The following is a 23,493-nucleotide window of genomic DNA, read 5'->3' as shown; positions in this document are numbered from 1 at the left end:
GGCCGCGGCGGCCTTCGTCTTACTTGTCGTCGGCGTCCCGCTCGAGGCGGGCGCGGGTCTCCTCGGGCGTCTCGACCGCGGGGGCGGCGGTCGCGTCGACGCTGTGGTCGTCCACGCCGTCGACGGGCGCGTCGACGATGGCGTCCTTGGGCTCCACGATGCGGAGGATCGCCTGGCTGTGCACCTCGATGACGGTGCCGGGCGCGATCTCCACCAGGGCCGGGGAGTCGAGGTCTTCGGCGTCGTACGCGACGATGGTGCCGTAGATGCCGCCCTGCAGCAGGACCTTGGCGCCGGGAACCGTCTTAGTCGCCTTCTCCTCCTGCTCGGCCTTCATCTGCCGGGTGCGCTTGCGCGTGTTGAAGATCATGAAGATCAGCAGGACGGCGAGGAGTCCGAAGAGGACAAATTCCATGGGCATGGGGATGGCGCCTTTCTCAGGTGCACGCACCAGCCTTTGGGCGCACAGCGGTATCGGGGAAGTCTTCAGCGATTATAGGTCATCCAACTTCAGCATCCCGTCCGGGTGCGCCACGCCGAGGTGGGCATACGCCTCCGGCGTCGCGACCCTCCCGCGGGGGGTGCGACCGAGGAAGCCGATCCGCACGAGATAGGGCTCGACCACGCTCTCCACCGTCTCCGGCTCCTCTCCTACCGCCACCGCGAGTGTGCTGAGGCCGACCGGTCCGCCGCGGAAGCGTCGCACCAGGGCGTCCAGCACCGCGCGGTCCAGTCGGTCCAGGCCGATCGCGTCGACGTCGTAGAGATCCAGCGCGGCCTGGACGCCGCGCAGGGTCGCCGCACCCCCGCCGTGGACGAGCGCGTAGTCGCGGACGCGACGCAGCAGGCGGTTGGCGATGCGCGGGGTCCCGCGGGACCGTCGCGCGATCTCGGAGAGCGAGTCCGTCGGGAGGTCGACGCCGAGCACGGAGGCGGAGCGTCCGATGACCTGCTCGAGCTCGCCCTCGTCGTAGAACTCGAGGTGACCGGTGAAGCCGAAGCGGTCGCGGAGCGGATTGGGCAGCAGGCCGGAACGCGTGGTGGCGCCGACGAGCGTGAACGGGGAGAGCTCCAGCGGGATGCTGGTCGCCCCCGCGCCCTTGCCGACCATGATGTCGATCCGGTAGTCCTCCATCGCGAGGTACAGCATCTCCTCCGCCGACCGGGCCATGCGGTGGATCTCGTCGATGAAGAGCACCTCGCCGGGCACGAGGCTCGACAGCAGCGCCGCGAGGTCGCCGGCGTGCTGGATGGCGGGACCGCTGGACATGCGCAGCGGGCGGTCGCTCTCGTGCGCGACGATCATCGCCAGTGTGGTCTTGCCGAGTCCCGGGGGCCCCGCGAGCAGGATGTGGTCCGCAGGACGGGACTGGATGCGGGCCGCCTCCAGGAGCAGCTGCAGCTGTCCGCGCACCTTCTGCTGTCCCACGAACTCGCCGAGGCTCGACGGCCGGAGAGCGCCCTCGATGGCGAGCTCGGACTCGTCGGTCGGCTCGGTCGGATCGAGGGCGTCAGCCACGGCTCTGGCCTGCCTGCGCCGGGCCGAGCAGCGCGAGCGTGCGCCGCAGCAGCAGTGCCACGGAGGCTCGTTCGGCATCCGTGGCGTCCGTCGCCGTCTGGGTCGCCGCCTCGGCCGCGACCTTCTCGGACCAGCCGAGGCCGACCAGAGCCACCGTCACCTGGGCGACGACATCGTCCCCTCCCGAGGCGGCGGGCGCCGACGGGGCGGCCACCGCCTGGACCTTGCCGGCGAGCTGCACGACGATGAGCTTCGCGGTCTTCGGTCCGATGCCGGAGACCCGGCGGAACGGTGCATCGTCCTCTGCGGTCACGGCCTCCGCGATCTGGTCGGCGGTGAGGTGCGACAGCACACCGAGCGCCGACTTCGGGCCGACGCCGGTGACGCTGAGCAGCAGGGTGAAGATCTCCAGCTCGCCGCGGTCGGCGAAGCCGAACAGCGAGAGCGAGTCCTCCCGCACGATGAGGCTCGTGTGCAGGAGGAGCTTCTCCCCCACCGTCGCGGTGTGGGCGACATCGGCGGGGACGGCGACCGCGAAGCCCACGCCCCCGACGTCGATGATGACCTGGTCCGGCGTCGTGTGCAGCACGGTGCCGTGCAGAGAGGAGATCATTCCGCCAGTCTAGGAGCCGGCTCGTAGATATGTTCGAGCGACACGCTCCGCGTCGGCCCAGGCACGCTGCGCGGGAGTGAGGCCGCCGCCCGTCCGGCTCGTCGAGGGAGCGCCGCGGCGCCAGGCGTGACAGAGGGCGATCGCCAGGGCGTCCGCCGCGTCCGCGGGCTGCGGAGGCGCGTCCAGCCGCAGGATCCGGGCGATCATCGCCTGGACCTGGCGCTTGTCGGCGGACCCGTACCCGGTCACCGCGGCCTTCACCTCGCTGGGCGTATGGGTCGCCGCCGGCAGGCCGGCCTCGGCCGCGATCAGGAGGGCGACCCCGCTCGCCTGCGCCGTGCCCATCACCGTGTGCGTGTTCTGCTGGGCGAACACCCGCTCGACCGCGACGGCATCGGGCCGGTGCTCGGCGATCGCTGCGCGGATGCCCGCCGCGACGATCGCGAGCCGGTCGCCGATCTCCGCATCCGGGGCGGAGCGGATGACCCCGACGTGGACGAGCGTGCCCCGACGAGCGCGGTCGACGTCGACGATGCCGACACCGCACCGGGTGAGTCCGGGGTCGATGCCGAGCACGCGCAACGAAGTGGTCACCTGACCAGGCTAGGCCGCGCGCCGCGTCGCCGGCTCGCGCCGCGCCTACGCGTCGTCGTTCTCGAGCTCTGCCTGGACCTCGGGCGACAGGTCGAAGTTGCTGAAGACGTTCTGCACGTCCTCGCTGTCCTCGAGCGCATCGATGAGGCGGAACACCTTGCGGGCGGTCTCGGCGTCGATCTCGACCTTGAGGTTCGGCACGAACTCGACGTCGGCCGACTCGTACTCGATCCCCGCGTCCTGCAGCGCGGAGCGGACGGCCACGAGGTCGCTGGCCTCGGTGATGACCTCGAAGCCCTCGGCGTGCGGCTCGATCTCCTCGGCCCCGGCCTCCAGCGCCGCCATCATGACGTCGTCCTCGGTCGTGCCCTCGGAACCGACGACGATGACGCCCTTGCGGCTGAAGTTGTACGCCACGCTGCCCGGGTCGGCGAGGGTGCCGCCGTTGCGGCTGAGCGCGGTGCGCACCTCGGCCGCGGCACGGTTCTTGTTGTCGGTCAGACACTCGATCATGAGGGCGACGCCGTTGGGCCCGTAGCCCTCGTACATGATCGAGGTGTACTCGACGGCCTCACCGCCGATGCCGGCGCCGCGCTTGATGGCGCGGTCGATGTTGTCCTTCGGGACCGAGGTCTTCTTCGCCTTGAGCACCGCGTCGAAGAGCGTCGGGTTGCCCTGCAGGTCGGCGCCGCCCAGCTTGGCCGCGACCTCGATGTTCTTGATGAGCTTGGCCCAGGACTTCGCACGGCGCGCGTCGATGACGGCCTTCTTGTGCTTGGTCGTGGCCCACTTGGAATGCCCGGACATAAGTCTCCGCTCGTCGTCTGCGCCCCGGAACGCCGCCCAGGGCGTCGTCCAGTCTATCGAACCGTGCCGCGGCACCGCTGTTGTCCCGCTCGCGCAGGCGTTCGCGCGAGTTCAGGCACCTCCGCGCGCACGCGCCTGATCTCGCGCGCGGGCCTGATCCCACGACCCCGTCAGCGGCGGGAGACCCGGTCGAGGAAGCGTCGGTGGAACCGCGTCTCGTTCGTGATCTCCGGGTGGAAGCTGAGTCCGAGCAGTCCGTCCTGCTCCACTCCGACCACGCGACCGTCGGGCAGGGTCGCGAGCACCGAGGCCCGCGGCCCGACCGCCTCCACGACAGGTCCGCGGATGAAGGCGGCCGTCACCGGCTCGTCGAACGCGGGCACGGTCAGCTCGGCCTCGAACGACTCGGCCTGACGCCCGAACGCGTTGCGCCGCACGACCGCATCGAGTCCGCCGAAACTCTGCTGTCCGTCGATCGCGTCGACGACCTCATCGGCCAGCAGGATCAGCCCCGCGCAGGTGCCGAGCACCGGCATCCCGTCCGCGATCGCGTCGCGGATCGGCTGCTGCAACCCGAACAGCCGGGCGAGCTTGTCGATCACGGTCGATTCGCCGCCCGGGATCACGAGTCCGTCGACCAGGGCGAGCTCCGCGGGTCGACGGACCAGCGCCACGTCGGCGCCGAGCGCCTCGAGGAGCGCGGCATGCTCTCGCACGTCCCCCTGAAGCGCGAGGACGCCGACGCGCGGGTTACCAGCCACGCTCGGCGAGGCGGTGCGGCGCAGGCAGGTCGCTGACGTTGATGCCGACCATCGCCTCGCCCAGGCCGCGGGAGACCTCGGCGATCACCTTCGGATCGTCGAAGAACGTGGTGGCCTTGACGATGGCCTTCGCCCGCTCCGCGGGGTTGCCGGACTTGAAGATGCCGGAGCCGACGAAGACGCCGTCGGCGCCGAGCTGCATCATCATCGCCGCGTCGGCCGGGGTCGCGACGCCACCGGCGACGAAGAGCACCACGGGGAGCTTCCCGGTCTCGGCGATCTCCGCGACGAGCTCGTACGGCGCCTGCAGCTCCTTCGCGGCGACGAACAGCTCATCCTTCGGCAGCGCGGTCAGCGCGGCGATCTCTCCCCGGATCTTCCGGATGTGCTTCATCGCCTCGGAGACGTCACCCGTGCCGGCCTCACCCTTGGAGCGGATCATCGCGGCGCCCTCGTTGATACGACGCAGCGCCTCCCCCAGGTTCGTGGCTCCGCAGACGAACGGCACGGTGAAGCCGAACTTGTCGATGTGGTTCACGTAGTCAGCGGGCGAGAGCACCTCGGACTCGTCGATGTAGTCGACGCCGAGCTCCTGCAGTACCTGCGCCTCGACGAAGTGCCCGATCCGCGCCTTCGCCATGACGGGGATGGACACCGCGTCGATGATGCTGTCGATCATGTCCGGGTCGCTCATCCGCGAGACCCCGCCCTGCGCACGGATGTCCGCGGGGACACGCTCCAGCGCCATCACGGCGACGGCACCGGCGTCCTCGGCGATCTTCGCCTGCTCGGCGGTGACGACGTCCATGATGACGCCGCCCTTGAGCATCTCGGCGAGACCGCGCTTCACGCGTGCGGATCCGGTGGTGGGCTGCTCGGTCATGGGGTCTCCTGTCGGATGATCCGAAATCGGTTTTGATCTAGATCAAAGGTAGCACTGTCCGATCCACCTAGAATCTCGGAGGAGGATCATGAGCGAGCAGATCAGGGGAACCACCGCGGCGGAGATCGCGGACAGCGTGCGCGCCCTCCGGGATCGCGGCACGCTCCGGCCCGGCGAGGTCCTCCCTCCCGTGCGCGAGCTCGCGGCGACGCTCGGCGTCAACCGCAACACCGCCGTCGCCGCCTATCGCCAGCTCGCCCAAGCGGGACTCGTGCACTCGCGCGGGCGCGCGGGCACGGTCGTCGCCGGAGTCGACGTCGTGCCGCAGGAGGGCTACGCGCCGGACACCGTGCTCCGCGACATCGGCACCGGCAACCCTGACCCGGCCCGCATCCCCGACCCGTCGCCGGCGCTCGGCACGATCGGTCGTCGTCCCGTGCTCTACGGAGAGCCGGTGATCGACCGCGGTCTCGAAGCGTGGGCGCGGGAGTGGATGGGCGCCGACCTCCCCGGTCACGACTTCCGGGTCACCGTGACCAGCGGTGCGGTGGATGCCGTCGAACGTCTGCTCGCGCAGGCGCTCATGCGTGACGACGCCGTGGCCCTCGAGGACCCCTGCTTCCTCGCGAGCATCCACACCGTGCGGCTGGGCGGATACCGGGCCATCACGGTGCCGGTGGACGAGGAGGGGATGACGGTCGACGGTCTCCGCGCCGCTCTGGACGCGGGCGTCCGCGCCGTCATCTGCACCCCGCGCGCGCAGAATCCGACGGGGGTGAGCCTCTCCCCCGCCCGCGCGGAGGCGCTGCGGGGCGTGCTCGCCGACCACCCCTACGTGCTCGTCATCGAGGACGACCACTTCTCTCTGCTCTCCCAGCGTCCCTACGAATCGCTGATCGGACCCGGGCACCGGCGATTCGCCCTGGTCCGCTCGGTGTCGAAGTTCCTCGGCCCTGACATGTGCCTCGCGCTCGCGGCGACCGACCCGGAGACGGCGGAGCGCCTCGCGATGCGGCTCAGCCCCGGCACCACGTGGGTCAGTCACCTGCTGCAGCGCCTCACGCTCGCCCAGCTCACCGACCCCGACGTCCGCGAGGAGATCGCGGAGGCGGGCCGGCACTACGCCGCGCGGAACGCCGCGTTCGCGGGACGCCTGCGCGCGGAGGGGATCGACGCGCCCGACCCGGACGGCCTGAGCCTGTGGGTCGGATTCGAGAAGCCCGCGCGCACCGTCGCCGACCACCTCATGCGGCGCGGCTGGCTTGCGCGCACCGGTGACGACTTCGCGCTCGACGAGCGCGCCGAGCCCTCGCATCACCTCCGCCTCACCGTGCACGACCTCTCCGAGGACGACACGGAGACCCTCATCGCCGACCTCGTCGCCGCCGGACGATGACCACCCGACGCGGGCACCGCCCCGCCCAGAATGAAAGGGACCGGGTATGAAGATCCTGTCCATCCAGTCCGCCGTCGCGTACGGTCACGTCGGCAACTCCGCCGCCGTCTTCCCGCTGCAGCGCATCGGCGTCGAGGTGCTGCCGGTCTACACCGTGACGTTCTCGAACCACACCGGCTACGGCGCCTGGCGCGGCCCGCTGATCGACCCGACCGACGTCGGCGAGGTCATCACCGGCATCGAGGAACGCGGCGTGTTCGGGTCGATCGACGCGGTGCTCAGCGGCTACCAGGGCAGCGAGGGCATCGGCGACGTCATCATCGACGCGGTCTCCCGGGTGAAGGCGGCCAACCCGAATGCGCTGTACGCGTGCGACCCGGTCATGGGCAACGCCAAGTCCGGCTGCTTCGTGGCTCCGGCCATCCCGATCCTGCTCCGCGAACGCGTCGTTCCCGTGGCCGACATCATCACGCCGAACCAGTTCGAGCTCGGCTTCCTCACCGAGACCGAGCCGGACACGCTCGAGTCGACCCTGGCCTCGGTCGACCTCGCGCGGGCGATGGGGCCGCGTACGGTGCTCGTCACGAGCGTCGAGCGGCCCGACCGCGAAGAGGGCACGATCGAGATGCTCGCCGTCGACGACGCGGGCGCCTGGCTCGTGCAGACCCCGCACCTGCCGATGAAGGCCAACGGCTCCGGAGACGTGACGGCCGCGCTCTTCACCGCGCACTACGTCGCCACCGGCAGCGCGCAGACCGCTCTGGAGCGCACCGCCTCGAGCGTCTACGACCTTCTGCAGGCCACGCTCGACTCGGGCGAGCGCGAGCTGCAGCTCGTCGAGGCGCAGGAGTTCTACGCGAACCCCCGGATGCAGTTCACCGCCCGCCAGGTGCGCTGACTCCTCCCCGACGCTGGGCCCCTGAGCGGGCCCGTCCTGGGTCCCTGAGCCTGTCGAAGGGCCTGGGCCACTCGAGGGTGGGTCCCTGAGCCTGTCGAAGGGCCTGAGCCTGTCGAAGGTGGGTCCCTGAGCCTGTCGAAGGGCCTGAGCCTGTCACGCTTCGACAGGCTCAGCGACCCACTCCTGGGCTCAGCGACCCACTCCTGGGCTCAGCGACCCAGAGGCGGATCAGCGATCGGCGGCGGGCCAGGCCGCCGCGACGGCCTCCCGCACCTCACCGAGGAGCTGCGGGAGCGCCTTCGTCTTGGCGATGATCGGGAAGAAGTTCGCGTCCGAGCGCCACCGCGGCACCACGTGCTGATGCAGATGCGCGTCCACGCCCGCTCCGGCCACCGCTCCCTGGTTCATCCCGAGGTTGAACCCGTCGCAGCCGGAGACCTCGCGGAGCACGCGCATCGCCGTCTGCGTGAGCGCACCGATCTCCGCGACCTCCTCAGGCGTCGCCTGGTCGTAGGTGGCGATGTGCCGGTACGGGCACACGAGCAGGTGCCCCGAGTTGTATGGGAACAGGTTCAGCAGCACGTACGCGGTCTCCCCGCGCGCCACGATGAGCCGCTCCGCATCCGGGTACTTCGGCGCCTCGCAGAACGGGCATTCCTCGCGCAGTGGTTCCGGCCCGGCCTGGATGTACGCCATGCGATGCGGGGTCCACAGCCGCTGGAACTCGTCGGGCACCCCGACGAGACGGGAGGCGTCCTCGAGGTCCGCCTCACCGCCCGTCATGCGAGGTCTCCCGCCTTCAACACCAGCGCGTGCGCGGCGATGGCGGCGCTGATCCGGCGCACCGCGTCGGCCACCGGCACGCCGTTCTCCTGCGTGCCGTCGCGGAAGCGGAACGACACCGTGCCGGCGGCGCGGTCCTGCTCCCCCACGATGAGGATGACCGGGACCTTCGCCGTGGTGTGGGTGCGGATCTTCTTCTGCATACGGTCGTCGGAGTGATCGACGTCGGCCCGCACGCCCGCCGCCCTGAGCTGCGCGATGACGTCGTCCAGGTAGTCGCCGTACTGCTCGGCCACCGGCACACCCACCACCTGGCTCGGCGCGAGCCAGAGCGGGAAGTCGCCGGCGTAGTGCTCGAGGAGGATCGCGAAGAAGCGCTCGACGGAGCCGAGGAGCGCCCGGTGGATCATCACAGGCCGGTGCTTCTGCCCGTCGGGACCGGTGTACTCCAGCTCGAAGCGGTCGGGCTGGTTGAAGTCGAGCTGGATCGTCGACATCTGCCACGTGCGGCCGATGGCGTCGCGGGCCTGCACCGAGATCTTCGGCCCGTAGAAGGCGGCGCCGCCCGGGTCGGCCACGAGCTCGAGACCGGATTCGATCGCGACCTCGCGCAGCGTGTCGATCGCCGTCGACCACTGCTCGGGCTCGCCGAGGAACTTGGGGTTGCCCTCCTCGTTCGTCGAGAGCTCGAGGTAGAAGTCGTTGAGGCCGTAGTCGCGGAGCAGGTCGAGCACGAGGTTCAGGTTGGTGGTGAGCTCCTCCTTCACCTGGTCCTGCGCGACGTAGATGTGCGCGTCGTCCTGGGTCAGGCCGCGCACCCGGGTCAGCCCCGACAGCGTTCCGCTTTTCTCGTAGCGGTAGACCGTGCCGAACTCGGCCAGACGCAGCGGCAGCTCCCGGTAGGAGCGCCCGCGCGAACGGAAGATGAGGTTGTGGAACGGGCAGTTCATCGGCTTCAGGTAGTAGTCCTGGCCCTGGCGCGTCACGTTGCCCTCGTCGTCGACGACCTCGTCGAGGTGCATCGGGGGGAACATGCCGTCCGCGTAGGTCTGCAGGTGCCCCGACGTCATGAAGAGATCCTTCTTCGTGATGTGCGGGCTGTTGACGAGGTCGTAGCCGTTGCGCAGCAGGTGCTTGCGCAGGTTCTCCTCGATCTCGTAGCGGATGATGCCGCCCTTGGGGTGGAAGACCGCCAGCCCCGAGCCGATCTCGTCCGGGAAGGAGAAGAGGTCCATCTCGGCGCCGAGCTTGCGGTGGTCGCGACGCTCGGCCTCGGCGATGCGCTCCTGGTAGGCGCGCAGCTCGTCCTTCGTCGGCCATGCGGTGCCGTAGATGCGCTGGAGCTGCGGGTTCTTCTCGCTCCCCCGCCAGTACGCGGCGGCGATGCGGGTGAGGTCCCAGCCGTTGCCGATCATGCGCGTGTTGGGCAGGTGCGGACCGCGGCAGAGGTCCTTCCAGACGACCTCGCCGTCACGGGTGGTGTTGTCGTAGATCGTGAGCTCGCCCTCGCCCACCTCGACGGAGGCCCCCTCGGCGATCTCACCTTCGGAGCCTGTCGAAGGGCCCTTGAGTCCGATGAGCTCGAGCTTGAACGGCTCGTCCGCGAGCTCCGCACGAGCCTCCTCGTCCGTCACGACACGACGGACGAAGCGCTGGCCCTCGCGGACGATGCGCTGCATCTCCTTGGAGATCGCCTTGATGTCCTCCGGCGTGAACGGGGTGTCGACGCCGAAGTCGTAGTAGAAACCGTCCGTGATGGGCGGACCGATGCCGAGGTTCGCCTGCGGGTTGATCCGCTGCACCGCCTGGGCGAGGACGTGCGCGGTCGAGTGACGCAGGATGTTCAGGCCGTCGGGGCTGTCGATCGTGACGGGCTCGACGTCGTCGGTCTCGGTGACCGTCGCGGCGAGGTCCTTGAGGACGCCGCCGACGCGCATGGCGACGACGTTTCGGTCAGAGAACAGGGCGAAGCCGTCGGTCGGCTGGGCGTTTTCAGGCACTGATCACTCCATCTGGGTCTGGATCTAGGCTACTCGTCCGCTCGCGGGTCGCCGACCGTCACGCAGCGGTCTCCGACGGCGAATCCGTCGCCGTCGGCGCGAAGATGATGATCGCCGCCCCGGCCAGCGCCACCACGGAGCCGATGACGTCCCACGAGGTGGGGCGGAATCCGTCGACGATGACGCCCCAGGCGAGGGAGCCGGCGATGAAGATCCCGCCGTACGCGGCCAGGACGCGACCGAAGTTCGCATCCGGCTGGAGAGCCGCGATGAATCCGTAGGCACCGAGCGCCATGACCCCGAGGACCGCGAACAACCAGCCTCTCTCCTCCTTCACCGCCTGCCAGATGAGCCAGGCGCCGCCGATCTCGGCGATGGCGGCGAGGAGGAAGAGGACGGTGATGCGCAGCACGGTCATCGCCTCAGTGTGACAGCCACGGCGTCCGACGGGGACGGTAGCGTGGGCGCATGACACGGACGATCGCCCGCTGGCTCCTCGCTCTCGCCCTCGGCGCGATGGGCGTGCTGCACTTCACGCAGACACGCGGGTTCCGGGTCGTCGTGCCCGACTGGGCGACCCGCCTCACCCGGATGGACAAGGACGCGATCGTCCTGGCGTCCGGTGCGGCCGAGGTCGCGCTCGCCGCGGGTCTGGTGGCTGTGCCCCGCGAGCGCCGACGGATGGGAGTGGCGACGGCCGGTTTCTTCGCCGCGGTCTTCCCCGGCAACTGGCATCAGTGGCGCACCGGGCGATCGACGCCGGGGCTCGACACGGACCGGCGGCGGTTCGGCCGCCTGTTCCTGCAGCCTCTGCTGATCGCCTGGGCGCTGTGGGCGACCCGATGACCTCGCCCTCGATCGTCTGGTTCCGCGACGATCTCCGCCTGGCGGACAACCCCGCGCTGCGCGCCGCCGTCGAGCGCGACGAACCGATCATCGCGCTCTTCGTCCTCGACGAGGAGTCCCCCGGCGTCCGTCCGCTGGGCGGCGCGGCGCGCTGGTGGCTGCACCATTCGCTGGCCTCGCTCGCCGAGCGACTGCGTGAGAAGGGGGCGACGCTGGTGCTGCGGCGCGGGCCCGCCGACCGGGTCGTGCGAGAACTGATCACCGAGTCGGGTGCGGGAGCGGTCTTCTGGAACCGTCGCTACGGCGCCGCCGGGCGCGAGATCGACGCCGGGCTGAAGACGACGCTGCGCGACGAGGGGCTCCAGGTCGCGTCTTTCGCGGGGTCGCTCCTGCACGAGCCGTGGACGGTCACCACCGGGAGCGGCACGCACTATTCCGTCTTCACGCCGTTCTGGCGGGCCTGTCTGGCCCTTCCGGCCCCGCGCGCCCCGATCCCCGAGCCCCGCGAGCTCCGCGGCGCCGCGAGGCGGCTCCCCTCTGACGCGTTGGACGACTGGGGGCTCCTGCCCACCGCCCCGGACTGGGCGGGCGGTCTGCGCGACACCTGGGAGCCCGGCGAGCCCGCCGCGCGGCGCCGGTTGCGGCACTTCCTCGCCGAAGACCTCCGTTCGTACGATCGCGCTCGCGACGCCCCGGCCGCCGGTGCCACCTCCCGGCTGTCTCCGCGTCTGCGCTGGGGCGAGCTCAGTCCGTTCACCGTGTGGCACGAGGCGATCGACGTCGACGGGGCCGGCGGATTCCTCTCCGAGCTCGGCTGGCGCGAGTTCGCCTGGCACACGCTGTTCCACTTCCCGGATCTCGCGACGAAGAACCTGCGGCGCGAGTTCGACGCGTTCCCGTGGCCTCCCCTGGACCCCGCGCGGCTGGAACTCTGGCAGCACGGCGAGACCGGAGTCCCCCTCGTCGACGCGGGCATGCGCGAGCTCTGGCACACCGGGTACATGCACAACCGGGTGCGGATGGTCACGGCATCGTTCCTCGTCAAGAACCTCCTCATCGACTGGCGGCTCGGCGAGGAGTGGTTCTGGGACACGTTGGTGGACGCCGACGACGCGAGCAACCCCTTCAACTGGCAGTGGGTCGCGGGTTCCGGCGCGGACGCCGCCCCGTACTTCCGCGTGTTCAACCCGGAGCTGCAGGCCAAGAAGTTCGACGGCGAAGGACAGTACATCGGGCGCTGGGCCGCAGACGCCCCCGCCGAGCCGATCGTCGACCTCGGCGAGACCCGCAAGGCAGCGCTCGCGGCCTACGACGTCGTGAAGCGCTCCGGCGCACCGCGGAGCTGACGCCCGGCTCACGCCCGCGGCGACCGCCGCCGCATGGCAGACTGGTGCCCGTGAGCCCGTCCCGCAAGCCCGCCGTCGTGCGGGGCTTCGCGACCTCGTCGCTCGCGATCTTCGTGGCTCTCGCCGGTCACGTGAGCGGCGGCGGAGAGATGCCGGGTCCTCTGGGCATCCTGGTGCCCTGGCTGTTCGCCTTCATGGTCAGCGTGCTCCTCGCCGGGCGGACGCTCTCCCTCACCCGGCTCACCCTCTCGGTGGCCGTGAGCCAGTTCCTCTTCCACGTGCTCTTCGTGCTCGGCACGGTCAGCGCGTCCGGCGTGGCTCTCCGTCACGTGCACGGCGCTCCGCTCGTGCTCCCCGCGGCCGAGGGCACGGCCGTCGTCGCGACCGCCGACGCCTCGATGTGGCTCGGGCACGCCCTCGCCGCCCTCCTCACCGTGACGGCGCTCCACCGCGGGGAGCGGCTGCTCCTCACCCTGCGCGCTCTCGCCGTCCGACTGGTCCGCTGGGTACGTCGGCGTGCGGACGCGACGCTCGCCCCGCGCGCCGCTGCTTCTCCGTTCCGCCTCGCCGGGCTCTTCCTCGTGCCGGCGGGCCGCGGTCTGCGCCTCCTCACTCCGCTTCTCGGGCGCGCCCCGCCCTCTCTCCCCGCGCTCTGATCCGCGCCCGCGGCCTCCCGCCGTGCGGTGCGTCCTCGCGCCGTCCCCGGTGACGCGCGCGTCCGAACGCAGGTACCCGCGTCGCTCGGCGACGTCTGAAGAGAGGCTCTTCCATGTCCCCTGTCCGCAGATTCGCGGCCGGGGCGGTGCTGGCGGCTGTCGCGATCCTCGCGACGGCAGCGCCGGCGACCGCCCACGACCAACTCATCGAGAGCAGCCCCGCCGACGGGGAACGGCTCGACACCGCGCCCGTCAGCGTCACGATGACGTTCTCGGGCGAGCTCCTCGTCCTCGACGAGTCGACCGCCGGGGCCGTCGTCCTCGTCGTCGACGCGGAGGGCAAGGACTGGGCGACGGGCGAGGTGGAGGTGCGCGGACGGAACGTCACCGCTGCCCTCCTGCCCGACATGCCGGACGGCGGGTACCAGGTGCGCTGGCAGGTCGTCTCCGAGGACGGGCACCCGATCGCGGGGGTCATTCCCTTCGCCGTCGGAGACGCCGTTCCACTGGAGTCGACAGGGAACCCGGAGCCGACCGCGTCCGCCTCGGGCGGGTCGTCGACCGCATCGGATCAGAACGCAGAAGAGACGGGCGGCCCGGTCCGGGTCCTGCTCGTCGGCGGGGCGGGCGCGGCACTCGCCGTCGCCGCCTTCGCCCTCCTCCTCATCCTCCGCCGCCGTCGCGCGGCCGCCGTGTCGCCGTCATCCGGCGACGACACGGCAGAGAACTCCTGAAAGGCATCATCGTGAACATTCGCACTTCCCTCCCCCGCCTCGGCGCGGCGATCGTCCTCTCGCTCGTCGCGCTCACCGGGTGCACCGCGCCCACAGCCGAGACCCCGACCAGCGCCCCCGCCGGTGACGATCTCCGGATCGACGACGCCTGGGTCAAGGCCGCCGACGACGGCATGTCCGCGGCTTTCGGCGTGCTCGTCAACGAGGGCGAGGAGGACGTGACGGTGACATCGGTCGCCTCCGCCGCCTCGCCGATGATCGAGCTGCACGAGACCGTGGAGAACGAGGCCGGGGAGATGATCATGCGGGAGATCGCCGGGGGTTTCGTCGTCCCCGCCGGCGGCAGCCTCGCCCTCGAGCCCGGGGGGAATCACATCATGATGATGGACCTCTCCGAGCCTCTGGAAGCCGGTGACGAGGTCGCTTTCACCGTCACCCTGTCGGACGACTCCACGTTCGAGTTCGCCGCGCCGGTGAAGGACTACTCCGGCGCGAACGAGAACTACGACGGTGCCGACGACCACGAGGGCATGGACCACTGATGTCCGCGCGCGTCTCGGGCGCGCGCACCGGCCGCACCGGCTCGACCCGGCGGCAGTTCCTCCTCGGAGGGGCTGTCGCCGGTGTCGGCGCCGCCGTCGCGGTCGGGGCCGACCTCGCCCTCACGCGAGCGGACACGGAGGCTCCCGCGGCCCCCTCACCGCTCAACGGCTCCCTCACGGTCCCGTTCCACGGTGTCCATCAGGCCGGGATCGACACCCCTGCCCAGGCGCACGGCTCGTTCGTGGCGCTCGACCTCCGGCCGGAGGTCGACCGCGACGGACTCCGCCGGCTCCTGCGTATCCTCACGGACGACGCGGCGCGGCTCACCCAGGGACGATCGGCGCTCGCGGACTCGGAGCCGGAGCTCGCACTCGCCCCGGCCCGGTTGACCGTCACGTTCGGCTTCGGCCCGGCTCTCGTGGCACGGGCCGGCGGCAGCAGTCCGTCCTGGCTCGCTCCGCTGCCCGCCTTCCGCGTGGACCGCCTGCAGCCGGAGTTCTCGAATGGGGACCTGCTCCTCCAGCTCGCCGCCGACGACCCTCTGACCGTCGCGCACGCTCAGCGCATGCTCCTGAAGGACGCGCGCGGCTTCGCGACCGTGCGATGGATCCAGCAGGGCTTCCGCCGGGCACACGGCACCGAGCGACCGGGTACGACCATGCGCAACCTCTTCGGCCAGGTCGACGGCACGAGCAACCCGCAGCCGGGGACCGACGACTTCGACCGGGTGGTCTGGAGTGAGGACGGCTGGCTGGCCGGCGGCACGGGCATGGTCCTCCGCCGCATCCGCATGGACCTCGACGCCTGGGACCGCCTGGATCGCGGAGGCCGCGAGGCCTCGGTGGGGCGGACGCTCCGCGACGGTGCGCCGCTCACGGGGACGTCGGAGTTCGACGAGCCGGACTTCGACGCGACGACGGCCATCGGGTTCCCCGTCATCCCGGCGTTCGCGCACATCCGGCGCGCACGCGGGGACGGGACGGAGCGCATCTTCCGACGGGCGTACAACTACGACGAGCGCCCGGCCGGAGGCGGCGTCTCCGAATCCGGGCTGCTCTTCGCCGCGTTCCAGGCCGACGTCGCGCGGCAGTTCGTCCCGATGCAGCAACGGCTCGACGAGCTCGACCTGCTCAACGAGTGGACGGTCCCGATCGGATCCGCCGTGTTCGCGGTGCCCCCGGGGTGCGCGGAGGGCGGCTACATCGGGGAGACGCTGCTCGACTGAGGTGCGGGGTCAGTGGGGTCCGCGTCGCCGGGCGGCGGCGACCGCGGGCCCCACACCGTCCAGGAGGGGCTCTCCGTGGCCCGTCAGGACGACCCGCGCGCTCGTGCGCGCCAGGGTGTCCAGCGACTCCATCGCCTCCGTGGTGTCGGCCGTGGCCGCCCTGGCGACGATCTGAGGCCCCGTTTCGCCGGTGTACGGGTCGAGCGTCACGAGGGCGTCGCCGGCGATGAGCACCCCGGACTCCTCGAACAGGTATGCGCAGTGCCCTTCCGTGTGCCCGGGAGTCCACAGCGCGATCGGGGTCCCAGGGGCGTCGATCGGATGCTCGTGCCTCACGCGCGGCTGCGCCTCGACGCCGCGGACGTTCAGGGCTCCGGCGAGTGCCATCCGGGTGATCGTCGGGATCCCCCGCGGATGGGTGAGCACGTAGGGGACGCGCGGTGAGGCCGGACGGTAGCTGTACGGGTGACGGGCCAGCTGTGCGTCGCGAGGGTGGACGAACACGGAGACCCCCTCCTCGTGCAGCCGGCACGCGACACCGACGTGGTCGAAGTGCCCGTGCGTCAGGACGACCGCATCGATGTCGGACTCCGTCGCCCCGAGGTGGCTGAGCAGGTCGCGCAGCACGCCCCGGCTGCGCGGCAGTCCCGCATCGAACAGCGTCAGCCCGTCCGCGGTCTGCACGAGGTAGCAGTTGACGTCCGCCACGCTGATGCCGAAGAAGCCGGGAACGACCTCCGTCCACCGCCGCCCTCTGCTCATCCCCGGTCCTCCTCGTCGTCGGCGGGCCCGCGCCCCGCATCGAAGTTGCGCTCGTACCGCTCCCTGGCCTCGAGCAGCACGTGTGCGCCGATCACGGCGATCGGCTCCACGTCCGTCAGCAGCGGCTCGCAGTCCGGGCCGCGGCCGCAGTGCTCGCCCCGGAGGACCCAGGCGATGCGCTGCGGATCCTGCTCGGCGAGGTGCCGGTACTGGCAGAGTTGGCGCGCCAGCCAGTCCTCCAGGGGACGCGTCCACCACCGCTCGGCGTCGAGAGGATTGACGGAGAGCCCGGGGAGCTCCAGTCCGCTCTCGGTGTCGACGCTGGAGCGGCGGGCATCCGCGTCCGGTCCCTCGGAGTAGCGGACATGCAGACCGGGGCATGCGCGGACGACCGCGGCCAGCTGCGCCAGGTGGTCGATGCGTCGCAGCCCGGTCGCAGCGTCGCGATCGGTCGAGGTGCCGCAGGTGCGGTCGAGAGCGGCGTCGGTCATGGGCTGAGCGTAAGAAGCGGCCGTGACGACGCCGAGGGGGATTGACAATCCGGGCTTCGAGCGCATCATCGCCGGAGCGCTCGCGGACGCGCGAGAAATTAGCGCGCCGCTTCCGCCGCGTCAATGCCCTCTCAGCCCGCACCCAGGGGTTCTACCTTCGGGCAACCGCACCCACCTTGGAGGGGATCATGAGCGACACCACCCGCACCACCCGCTACGCCGAGACACCGATCCAGAAGACGGCGCTGATCGTCGGCATCGTCTTCCTCGTCGTCGGCATCGCCGGCTTCATCCCCGGCCTGACCCACTCGGCCGAACACCTGCACGGAGCCGGAGCAGCGTCGGAGGCCCTGCTCCTCGGCCTCTTTCAGGTCTCGGTCCTGCACAACGTCGTGCACCTGCTGTTCGCCGTCGCGGGCATCGCGCTCGCCGCCTCGCCGCGCGCCTCCCGCCTCTACCTCATCATCGGCGGGCTCGCGTACCTCGTCGTCTGGCTGTACGGCCTCATCGCGGTCGGCAACGAGCAGCTGAACTTCCTGCCGGTGAACAACGCCGACAACTGGCTCCACCTCGGTCTTGCGATCGGCATGGTGCTGCTGGGCATCTTCGTCAGTCGAGAGCCGCGCGTCCCGCGGAACGGCGTAGGCACCGCGCGCGTCTGACGCTCGGTGCACCACGTCGGGACGCCTCCTCCTCGCCTCGCGGAGGGGGCGTCCCTGCTGTCGCCGTCCCGTGCCCTACGACAGGTCCAGGTTGCCGGTGACGGCGCTCCCGGCGGGCTCCGGCACCAGATACAGACCACCGGGCGAGTTCGCCGTGTACGCCAGCGCGTCGACCCAGGCGCGGTTGATCTCCGGCTGGCGGCTGCCGACGTACTTGAACACCATAGAACTCCCGGCGTGGAGCCAGACGGTGATCCGTCCGCCCCCGACGCTGGCGTCCTCCTTCCAGGTGTACGGGAAGGGCTCGCCCCGCCGCAGCTTCGCGGTCATCACCAGCTGCAGATGCCGCAGCGCGCGGTCCTCGACCTCGACCTTGGTGCTTCCGTCGTAGATGAATCTGCCCATGTCCGCCCTTCCTGAGATGATCGCCACGAGGTCTCGTCCCACGGAGGTGCGATCGTCGATCGCCGGTGGTGATGTCCGTCCACCCTGTCACCGGCACCGCACCCGGGAAGACGAAGACACCGTTGTGCGGACAGGAAACGAACAGTTCGTGCGAGCGGTGTCCATTCCCCGGTCACCCCTCCGCCGGCTGCACGGCATTCCCCCAGACCCAGCAGCGGTAGGTGCGCTCGCCGGCACGGAACTCTATGCCCGCCGCGAGCGGAGTGGAGCGGACGACCTTGGCCTCCACGCGGATCGCCTCCGGGCCGAACCGCACCCACGCCCGCACCCGCCGCTGGAGCGCGTGCGGATAGACGGTGACGGCGGACTCGCGCAAGGCGAGCTCGCGATCGGACAGGGACTGCAGGGGGCCGCGGCGTGCGGCGGCCTCGATGGCCTGATGCTGCGACCGCATGTCGTTGTACGCGGAGAGCGCGCGACCCGAGTTCCCCACACCGGCTCCTTCCTCCGGCCTCTTCCAGGATACCGATATTCGAACACATCTTCGAACTCGATCCCGAGGGCGCAGACACGCAGATTCGCACCGAGGTCGCAGGGCTCCGCCGTGAGGCTGCGACCTCGCGCGGATCTGCGACGCCGCGAGAGGGGAGGATGCCCCGCGGGCAAGAAAAAACCCCCGGCAGAACCGGGGGTTTCAGGTGGTGCGCGATACTGGGATCGAACCAGTGACCTCTTCCGTGTCAGGGAAGCGCGCTACCGCTGCGCCAATCGCGCCCGTTGGGGCTATTCAGTTTTCCCGTGAGGTGGCGACGGGATTCGAACCCGTGTAAACGGCTTTGCAGGCCGGTGCCTAGCCGCTCGGCCACGCCACCGTGTGGATTGACCCCACGTGCCGCCGATCTTCGAGAAGATCTACTGCACTCGAGCGGATGACGAGACTCGAACTCGCGACCCCAACCTTGGCAAGGTTGTGCGCTACCAACTGCGCTACATCCGCATTTCGTTCCCGGTTGTCCCGGGCACTTATGAAACATTAGCCGATGATCCGCGCTCCGCCAAACCCGTGGCGAATCTCGCGCGTGTCTCCCCGACTGGTCATCGAGGCGCCCGCGGGTCGGGTAGTATCGGTTGACGTACCCCGCGGGTATGGGCGATTGGCGCAGTTGGTAGCGCGCTTCCTTCACACGGAAGAGGTCATCGGTTCGAGTCCGGTATCGCCCACAGAATCCCTCCGAAGGCCCCGATCATCCGGGGCCTTCGGCGTTTCCACCGGTCAGAGGATCCCGCCGTCCCGAGGCGGGATCCTCACGTGCGCTCCCTCAGGGCGGGCAGGATCTCGGAGGCGGCCGCCTTCAGGAACCCGGTCTGCTCGCGGCCCACGTGGTGCAGGTAGATCCGGTCGAAGCCGACACCGACGAGCTCCGCCAGTCGTCCCGCGAGGGAACGGGCATCATGATCGACGAGGACCGCCTTGCGCAGCCCCGTCTCGTCGACCTCGCCCACCGCCGCGTCGAAGTCCTCCGGCTGCTCGATGTTCCATGCGAGCGGCGGGGTGACGACCCCCTGCCGCCACTGCTCCTTCGCGGTCGCGTACGCCTCGGCGTCGTCGGCGCCCCAGCTCACGTGGGTCTGCAGGATGCACTGCCCCTGTCCCCCGGCCGAGCGGTAGGCCTCGACCACCCTCCGGAGCGCGGACGGCTCCTGGGCGACGGTCGCGAGCCCGTCCGCCCACCCGGCCGCCCACTCCGCGGTCTCCGGGCTGACGGCGGTGGCGAAGAGGGGTGGCGGCTGCGCCGGTCGGGTCCAGATCCGCGCGCGGTGCACGCGCACGAGACCGTCATGGTCGACCTCCTCTCCGGCCAGCAGCCGGCGGATCACGTCCACGCTCTCGCGCAACCGCGCGTTCCGGACGTCCTTGGCGGGCCAGACGTCGCCGGTCACGTGCTCGTTCATGGCTTCCCCGCTGCCGAGCGCGGCCCAGAACCGTCCGGGGAACATCTCCTCCAGCGTCCCGAAGGCCTGAGCGACGATCGCCGGGTGGTATCGCTGTCCCGGCGCGTTGACCATGCCGATCGGGAAGCGGGTGCGGACCAGCGCCGCGGCGATCCAGCTGAACGCGAATCCCGACTCCCCCTGCTCGGGCAGCCACGGGGCCAGGTGATCGGAGCACATCGCCCCGTCGAAGCCGGCCCACTCCGCGCTGACGACCGCGTCGAGCAAGGCGCCGGGCGGGATCTGCTCATGGGAGGCGTGGAATCCGATGAAGACCATAGGCCGAGTCTGGCAAGCGACGACGCCCCACGGCAGTGGTTGACAGAAGCGCCGGGTACTGGCAGGTACGGCCGATGTCCGAGGGCGGACGTAGGCTGCACCGGTGCCGAAACCCCGCCTTCTCCCCGGACCCTGCCCGCTCTGCGGCGGTCTCACCGGGCTGCGGACGGACGATGCCTGGCACTGCGCGCTCTGCGGCTGGCGCTACGGGGACTCCCCCGACCCCGACCTGCCGTTCCCGCGGATCGACGTCGTGTACTACCTCCGGTACGACCGCAGGGTGAAGATCGGCACGAGCAGGCAGCCACGGCGCAGACTCGCGAGCATCCGTCATGACGAGCTCCTCGCCTTCGAACGGGGCGACCGGGTGCGCGAACAGCAGCGTCACCGCGAGTTCGCCTCCGCGCGCGAAGGCGGCGAATGGTTCACCCTGACGCCCGAGATCGGCGCTCACATCGCCCGCTTGCAGCAGGACGGCGACCCCTGGCACCAGTACGCCCGCTGGCTCAGCGCCGCTCTCCGGGGCTGAGCCGCCTATCACCACGCGCCGGATCGCACCAGGGGATCCCGTCCTTCGCGGACGGCAGGCAGACTCGCCGATGAACGGGCGCACCCGGCGCCCCGCGTGAGAGGACCGGACATGAACGGACGAGAGAACATCCCCGCCGACGACGTCAGCGCGCAGGATCCGCTCGCCGGCGACGGGAGCGGCGACCCGAACAGCGACCGCCAGTTCCTGCAGGATCTGCCTCCCGCCCAGGTCGACACCGAGCAGCAACAGGAGCATCAGGCCGAGGCCGACGACGAGGAGTAGTCCTCGCGACGACGAGGGGCGACCGGATCGGCATCCGGTCGCCCCTCGTCGTGTCCGGCGTCAGGCAGTCGCGGCGCGTCCGCGGGTGCTCTGCGGCTGCGGCTGGGAGAACAGCACGACGACGATGACGGCGGCACCGACGACGACGTGCGGGAGCCAGACGTTCAGCGCCTCGCCCGCGAAGCCGAACAGCCACGGCGACAGGGCGAGGAAGAGGCTCGCGACGATGTCGAAGACGAGGTGCACGGGCATGGGGATCAGACCGAACGGACCCCACTCGTACTTCGTGAAGAGGCTGTAGACGATGAGGCCGACGCCGAGGACGATCGGGATGACGACGGGGGCTCCGCCCATGCCGGCGAAGCCGAAGAGCCAGGGCGCGGCGATCAGAGCGATTCCGACGACGTAATCGAGAACTCCATGGACCTTGGTCGGGATGAAACGCATGATTCCTCCTTGGGTGCCGCCGGCGGCGACTCACAGGAAGGTTCGGAGCCCTGCCCCCATCGGATGGGAACGCGGCATCCGCCTCAGCTCTGCGCCCACCCGTATCGCCGCTGGAGCGCCGCAGCGACCCGGGCGTACCGGGTACGGTCCAGGGCCGCTGCCTCCCGGCGGAGACCACGCTCGTGGACGCTGTAGAGCTGTTCGATGTCGACCCAGGACTCGCGGCCCTGCCCGTCCCACTCCCCGCTCCCGATCGAGAGGTAGTCGCGGTCGCCGTCGTGCGGCCGGCTGGTCATCCGCACCGCGTACACCCGTTCGGAGGACTGCCGCCCGATCACCAGCACCGGTCGGTCCTTTCCTCGGCCGTCGTTCTCCTCGTACGGCACCCAGGTCCAGACGACCTCGCCCGCATCCGGGGCCCCGTCCCGCTGCGGCGCGTAGGACACGCGGACGGCCGGCATGCGCCCGGCATCGAGCCGCACGGTCTCGGTCCCGCGGGCGCGTCCCGGCTCGACGCCGGCATCCGATGCCGACCGCCGCTCGCGCTCCTCGGCCGTCCGCAGACGCGCGTCCGGGCGCCGCGGACCGGGAGAGGTCCGCGACGCCCGGGGGGAGCCCACTGCTCGGCGCAGGAGATCCGCGAGTGTCTTCAGGATGCCGTTGCTGGTCGTGCCCACACGGTCACCCTAACCGTCGTCACGCGTTCGCGAGAGCGTAGCCCTCCTCGCCGTGGACGACCTGGTCGACACCGGCGATCTCGTCCTCGTTCGTGATGCGGAACCCGATCGTCTTCTGGATCACGAAGCCGATCACCCAGGCGACCACGAAGGAGTAGATCAGCACGCCGGCGGCGGCGATCACCTGGACGGCGAGCTGACGGGCGTCGCCGCCGACGAAGAGGCCGGTGCCGGTGGCGAAGAAGCCGAGGTACACGGTGCCGATGAGACCGCCGACGAGGTGGATGCCGACCACGTCGAGCGAGTCGTCGAACCCGAGGCGGAACTTCAGCTCCACCGCGAGGGCGCAGACGATGCCGGCGACCGCGCCGAGCAGGAGGGACCACCCGGGGGTGAGGTTGGCGCACGCCGGGGTGATCGCCACGAGGCCCGCCACCGCACCGGAGGCGGCTCCGACGGACGTGGGCTTGCCGTCCTTGATGCGCTCGATGAGGATCCAGCCGAGGATCGCGGCCGCCGTCGCGCCCAGGGTGTTCAGGCCGATGAGGCCGACGCCGCCCATGTCCTCGGCCAGCCACTCCGCACCCGCGTTGAAGCCGAACCAGCCGAACCACAGCAGGGCGGCGCCCAGCAGCGTCAGCGGCACGTTGTGCGGCTTGAGGATGCCCTTCTGGAAGCCGATGCGCTTGCCCAGCACCAGGGCGAGGGCCAGCGCCGCGGCGCCCGCGTTGATGTGCACCGCGGTGCCGCCGGCGTAGTCGATCACGCCGATGCCGCTGTCCTCGCCGAACAGGGTGGTGCCGAGGTTCATGATCCAGCCACCGCCCCAGACCCAGGCGGCGACCGGGAAGTAGCCGACCGTGGCGAAGACGCCCGCGAAGATCAGCCAGCTGCCGAACTTCGCCCGATCGGCGATCGCCCCGGAGATGAGGGCGACGGTGATGATCGCGAAGGTCGCGCCATACGCGACGCTGAGGAGGGCGACGTTCGACCCCTCACCCGAGGCGAGGCTGGACAGGCCGATGTCCGCGAAGGGGTTGCCCGCGAAGGCCGTCGGGCTGTCCACGGCGCTCATCGAGAAGCCGAAGAGAATCCACAGCACGGCGACGAGTCCGATCGAGCCGAAGCTCATCATCATCATGCTGACGACGCTCTTCGCCTTGACGAGACCGCCGTAGAAGAACGCGACGCCGGGCGTCATGAGCAGCACCAGTGCCGTCGCGGTGATCGCCCACGAGATGTTGCCGGGAGCATCCATAGGAAAACCTCACATCCGAAGTAGTTGAGAGCTTCAGTGTGACCACGGGCGATTTCGCCCATGCGTGAGGTTTGTTTCCCCGCGGTTACAGCCCGGCTCCGG

General features: G+C 70.6%; 29 protein-coding genes and 4 tRNA genes. 12 read left to right on the top strand and 21 right to left on the bottom strand.

The window, feature by feature from the left end; translation table 11 throughout:
- Nucleotides 1–19: 19 nt before the first annotated feature.
- The 7 genes from AUV07_RS05490 to pdxS all read right to left on the bottom strand — a co-directional run bounded on the left by AUV07_RS05490 (nt 20) and on the right by pdxS (nt 5,177).
- On the bottom strand, nt 20–421 hold the full coding sequence (locus AUV07_RS05490) for a preprotein translocase subunit YajC (protein ID WP_331709274.1): 402 nt from the start codon (nt 419–421) through the stop codon (nt 20–22).
- 72 nt (nt 422–493) lie between these two features.
- Nucleotides 494–1,519 (bottom strand): Holliday junction branch migration DNA helicase RuvB, encoded by a 1,026-nt coding sequence (gene ruvB, locus AUV07_RS05485; protein WP_025103525.1) that lies wholly within the window; start codon nt 1,517–1,519, stop codon nt 494–496.
- Nucleotides 1,512–2,132: a Holliday junction branch migration protein RuvA gene (gene ruvA / locus AUV07_RS05480; protein WP_025103526.1), complete on the bottom strand. Its 621-nt coding sequence runs from the start codon at nt 2,130–2,132 to the stop codon at nt 1,512–1,514. The genes ruvB and ruvA overlap by 8 nt, the downstream gene beginning before the upstream one ends.
- 9 nt (nt 2,133–2,141) lie before the next feature.
- A complete protein-coding gene (gene ruvC, locus AUV07_RS05475; RefSeq protein WP_060922276.1) occupies nt 2,142–2,726 on the bottom strand; it encodes a crossover junction endodeoxyribonuclease RuvC in 585 nt (194 codons plus the stop codon).
- A 45-nt stretch (nt 2,727–2,771) separates the two neighbouring features.
- Nucleotides 2,772–3,533 (bottom strand): YebC/PmpR family DNA-binding transcriptional regulator, encoded by a 762-nt coding sequence (locus tag AUV07_RS05470; RefSeq protein ID WP_025103528.1) that lies wholly within the window; start codon nt 3,531–3,533, stop codon nt 2,772–2,774.
- Nucleotides 3,534–3,703: 170 nt separating this feature from the next.
- Nucleotides 3,704–4,294 carry a pyridoxal 5'-phosphate synthase glutaminase subunit PdxT gene (pdxT, locus tag AUV07_RS05465; RefSeq protein ID WP_062634462.1) on the bottom strand — a complete coding sequence of 197 codons (591 nt, stop codon included), beginning with the start codon at nt 4,292–4,294 and terminating at the stop codon, nt 3,704–3,706.
- Entirely contained in the window at nt 4,284–5,177 is an 894-nt protein-coding gene (gene pdxS / locus AUV07_RS05460) for a pyridoxal 5'-phosphate synthase lyase subunit PdxS (RefSeq protein WP_025103530.1), read from the bottom strand. Before pdxS ends, pdxT begins: the two co-directional genes overlap by 11 nt.
- A gap of 88 nt (nt 5,178–5,265) precedes the next feature.
- On the opposite strand from pdxS, the gene AUV07_RS05455 reads away from it, so the two are divergent.
- Complete coding sequence (locus AUV07_RS05455) at nt 5,266–6,573, top strand: aminotransferase class I/II-fold pyridoxal phosphate-dependent enzyme (RefSeq protein WP_062634461.1); 1,308 nt, start codon at nt 5,266–5,268, stop codon at nt 6,571–6,573.
- A 46-nt stretch (nt 6,574–6,619) separates the two neighbouring features.
- On the top strand, nt 6,620–7,471 hold the full coding sequence (gene pdxY / locus AUV07_RS05450; protein WP_062634460.1) for a pyridoxal kinase PdxY: 852 nt from the start codon (nt 6,620–6,622) through the stop codon (nt 7,469–7,471).
- A gap of 228 nt (nt 7,472–7,699) precedes the next feature.
- Here the strand turns inward: pdxY and AUV07_RS05445 are convergent, their stop codons facing one another.
- The 3 genes from AUV07_RS05445 to AUV07_RS05435 form a co-directional block, all read right to left on the bottom strand.
- Nucleotides 7,700–8,254: an HIT family protein gene (locus AUV07_RS05445; RefSeq protein WP_062634459.1), complete on the bottom strand. Its 555-nt coding sequence runs from the start codon at nt 8,252–8,254 to the stop codon at nt 7,700–7,702.
- A complete protein-coding gene (gene thrS / locus AUV07_RS05440; protein ID WP_231868218.1) occupies nt 8,251–10,191 on the bottom strand; it encodes a threonine--tRNA ligase in 1,941 nt (646 codons plus the stop codon). Before thrS ends, AUV07_RS05445 begins: the two co-directional genes overlap by 4 nt.
- 121 nt (nt 10,192–10,312) lie before the next feature.
- The gene (locus AUV07_RS05435; RefSeq protein WP_062634455.1) at nt 10,313–10,672 is read right to left on the bottom strand and encodes a YnfA family protein; all 360 of its coding nucleotides are present in this window, start codon (nt 10,670–10,672) and stop codon (nt 10,313–10,315) included.
- 50 nt (nt 10,673–10,722) lie between these two features.
- Between AUV07_RS05435 and AUV07_RS05430 the strand changes: the two genes are divergently transcribed.
- The 6 genes from AUV07_RS05430 to AUV07_RS05405 all read left to right on the top strand — a co-directional run bounded on the left by AUV07_RS05430 (nt 10,723) and on the right by AUV07_RS05405 (nt 15,604).
- A complete protein-coding gene (locus AUV07_RS05430) occupies nt 10,723–11,100 on the top strand; it encodes a DoxX family protein (protein WP_062634453.1) in 378 nt (125 codons plus the stop codon).
- Nucleotides 11,097–12,446 (top strand): cryptochrome/photolyase family protein, encoded by a 1,350-nt coding sequence (locus AUV07_RS05425; RefSeq protein WP_062635180.1) that lies wholly within the window; start codon nt 11,097–11,099, stop codon nt 12,444–12,446. The genes AUV07_RS05430 and AUV07_RS05425 overlap by 4 nt, the downstream gene beginning before the upstream one ends.
- Before the next feature lie 50 nt (nt 12,447–12,496).
- Nucleotides 12,497–13,102, top strand: a complete 606-nt coding sequence (locus tag AUV07_RS05420; protein WP_062634451.1) for a hypothetical protein — start codon at nt 12,497–12,499, stop codon at nt 13,100–13,102.
- A gap of 113 nt (nt 13,103–13,215) precedes the next feature.
- A complete protein-coding gene (locus AUV07_RS05415; RefSeq protein WP_231868202.1) occupies nt 13,216–13,836 on the top strand; it encodes a copper resistance CopC family protein in 621 nt (206 codons plus the stop codon).
- Between the two features lie 11 nt (nt 13,837–13,847).
- Nucleotides 13,848–14,378, top strand: a complete 531-nt coding sequence (locus tag AUV07_RS05410) for a copper chaperone PCu(A)C (protein WP_062634450.1) — start codon at nt 13,848–13,850, stop codon at nt 14,376–14,378.
- The gene (locus AUV07_RS05405; RefSeq protein WP_062634448.1) at nt 14,378–15,604 is read left to right on the top strand and encodes a Dyp-type peroxidase; all 1,227 of its coding nucleotides are present in this window, start codon (nt 14,378–14,380) and stop codon (nt 15,602–15,604) included. The genes AUV07_RS05410 and AUV07_RS05405 overlap by 1 nt, the downstream gene beginning before the upstream one ends.
- 9 nt (nt 15,605–15,613) lie before the next feature.
- On the opposite strand, the gene AUV07_RS05400 is transcribed toward AUV07_RS05405, so the two are convergent.
- Together AUV07_RS05400 and AUV07_RS05395 are read right to left on the bottom strand one after the other, a co-directional pair.
- A complete protein-coding gene (locus AUV07_RS05400) occupies nt 15,614–16,366 on the bottom strand; it encodes an MBL fold metallo-hydrolase (RefSeq protein ID WP_062634446.1) in 753 nt (250 codons plus the stop codon).
- Nucleotides 16,363–16,857, bottom strand: coding sequence for a DUF6098 family protein (locus AUV07_RS05395; protein WP_231729437.1), 495 nt, complete (start codon nt 16,855–16,857; stop codon nt 16,363–16,365). The genes AUV07_RS05400 and AUV07_RS05395 overlap by 4 nt, the downstream gene beginning before the upstream one ends.
- A gap of 188 nt (nt 16,858–17,045) precedes the next feature.
- Between AUV07_RS05395 and AUV07_RS05390 the strand changes: the two genes are divergently transcribed.
- Nucleotides 17,046–17,519: a DUF4383 domain-containing protein gene (locus AUV07_RS05390; protein WP_062634444.1), complete on the top strand. Its 474-nt coding sequence runs from the start codon at nt 17,046–17,048 to the stop codon at nt 17,517–17,519.
- Nucleotides 17,520–17,594: 75 nt separating this feature from the next.
- On the opposite strand, the gene AUV07_RS05385 is transcribed toward AUV07_RS05390, so the two are convergent.
- The 5 genes from AUV07_RS05385 to AUV07_RS05365 form a co-directional block, all read right to left on the bottom strand.
- Complete coding sequence (locus tag AUV07_RS05385) at nt 17,595–17,924, bottom strand: DUF7882 family protein (protein WP_062634442.1); 330 nt, start codon at nt 17,922–17,924, stop codon at nt 17,595–17,597.
- Between the two features lie 172 nt (nt 17,925–18,096).
- Complete coding sequence (locus AUV07_RS05380) at nt 18,097–18,417, bottom strand: hypothetical protein (protein ID WP_025103546.1); 321 nt, start codon at nt 18,415–18,417, stop codon at nt 18,097–18,099.
- A gap of 206 nt (nt 18,418–18,623) precedes the next feature.
- Nucleotides 18,624–18,698, bottom strand: a tRNA-Val gene (locus AUV07_RS05375).
- A gap of 27 nt (nt 18,699–18,725) precedes the next feature.
- Nucleotides 18,726–18,796, bottom strand: a tRNA-Cys gene (locus AUV07_RS05370).
- Nucleotides 18,797–18,848: 52 nt separating this feature from the next.
- A tRNA-Gly gene (locus AUV07_RS05365) sits at nt 18,849–18,921 on the bottom strand.
- Nucleotides 18,922–19,072: 151 nt separating this feature from the next.
- On the opposite strand from AUV07_RS05365, the gene AUV07_RS05360 reads away from it, so the two are divergent.
- Nucleotides 19,073–19,145: transfer RNA gene (locus AUV07_RS05360), tRNA-Val, on the top strand.
- A gap of 84 nt (nt 19,146–19,229) precedes the next feature.
- On the opposite strand, the gene AUV07_RS05355 is transcribed toward AUV07_RS05360, so the two are convergent.
- On the bottom strand, nt 19,230–20,195 hold the full coding sequence (locus tag AUV07_RS05355; protein WP_062634440.1) for a TIGR03885 family FMN-dependent LLM class oxidoreductase: 966 nt from the start codon (nt 20,193–20,195) through the stop codon (nt 19,230–19,232).
- A 103-nt stretch (nt 20,196–20,298) separates the two neighbouring features.
- On the opposite strand from AUV07_RS05355, the gene AUV07_RS05350 reads away from it, so the two are divergent.
- Complete coding sequence (locus AUV07_RS05350; RefSeq protein ID WP_062634439.1) at nt 20,299–20,724, top strand: GIY-YIG nuclease family protein; 426 nt, start codon at nt 20,299–20,301, stop codon at nt 20,722–20,724.
- A gap of 111 nt (nt 20,725–20,835) precedes the next feature.
- Nucleotides 20,836–21,009 carry a hypothetical protein gene (locus AUV07_RS17520; RefSeq protein ID WP_153244978.1) on the top strand — a complete coding sequence of 58 codons (174 nt, stop codon included), beginning with the start codon at nt 20,836–20,838 and terminating at the stop codon, nt 21,007–21,009.
- Nucleotides 21,010–21,069: 60 nt separating this feature from the next.
- Here AUV07_RS17520 and AUV07_RS05345 read toward each other — a convergent pair whose 3' ends face one another.
- From AUV07_RS05345 to AUV07_RS05335, 3 genes are all read right to left on the bottom strand, one after another.
- Nucleotides 21,070–21,456: an SPW repeat domain-containing protein gene (locus AUV07_RS05345; protein WP_025103550.1), complete on the bottom strand. Its 387-nt coding sequence runs from the start codon at nt 21,454–21,456 to the stop codon at nt 21,070–21,072.
- Nucleotides 21,457–21,539: 83 nt separating this feature from the next.
- The gene (locus tag AUV07_RS05340; RefSeq protein WP_025103551.1) at nt 21,540–22,133 is read right to left on the bottom strand and encodes a type II toxin-antitoxin system PemK/MazF family toxin; all 594 of its coding nucleotides are present in this window, start codon (nt 22,131–22,133) and stop codon (nt 21,540–21,542) included.
- A gap of 19 nt (nt 22,134–22,152) precedes the next feature.
- Nucleotides 22,153–23,391, bottom strand: coding sequence for an ammonium transporter (locus tag AUV07_RS05335; protein WP_025103552.1), 1,239 nt, complete (start codon nt 23,389–23,391; stop codon nt 22,153–22,155).
- Nucleotides 23,392–23,493: the final 102 nt, after the last annotated feature.

Origin of the sequence: Microbacterium sp. CH1 (assembly GCF_001595495.1) — a bacterium.
Taxonomy (GTDB): domain Bacteria; phylum Actinomycetota; class Actinomycetes; order Actinomycetales; family Microbacteriaceae; genus Microbacterium.
The sequence above is the reverse complement of the archived record's forward strand: the minus strand, read 5'-3'. Positions and strand labels throughout refer to the sequence as shown.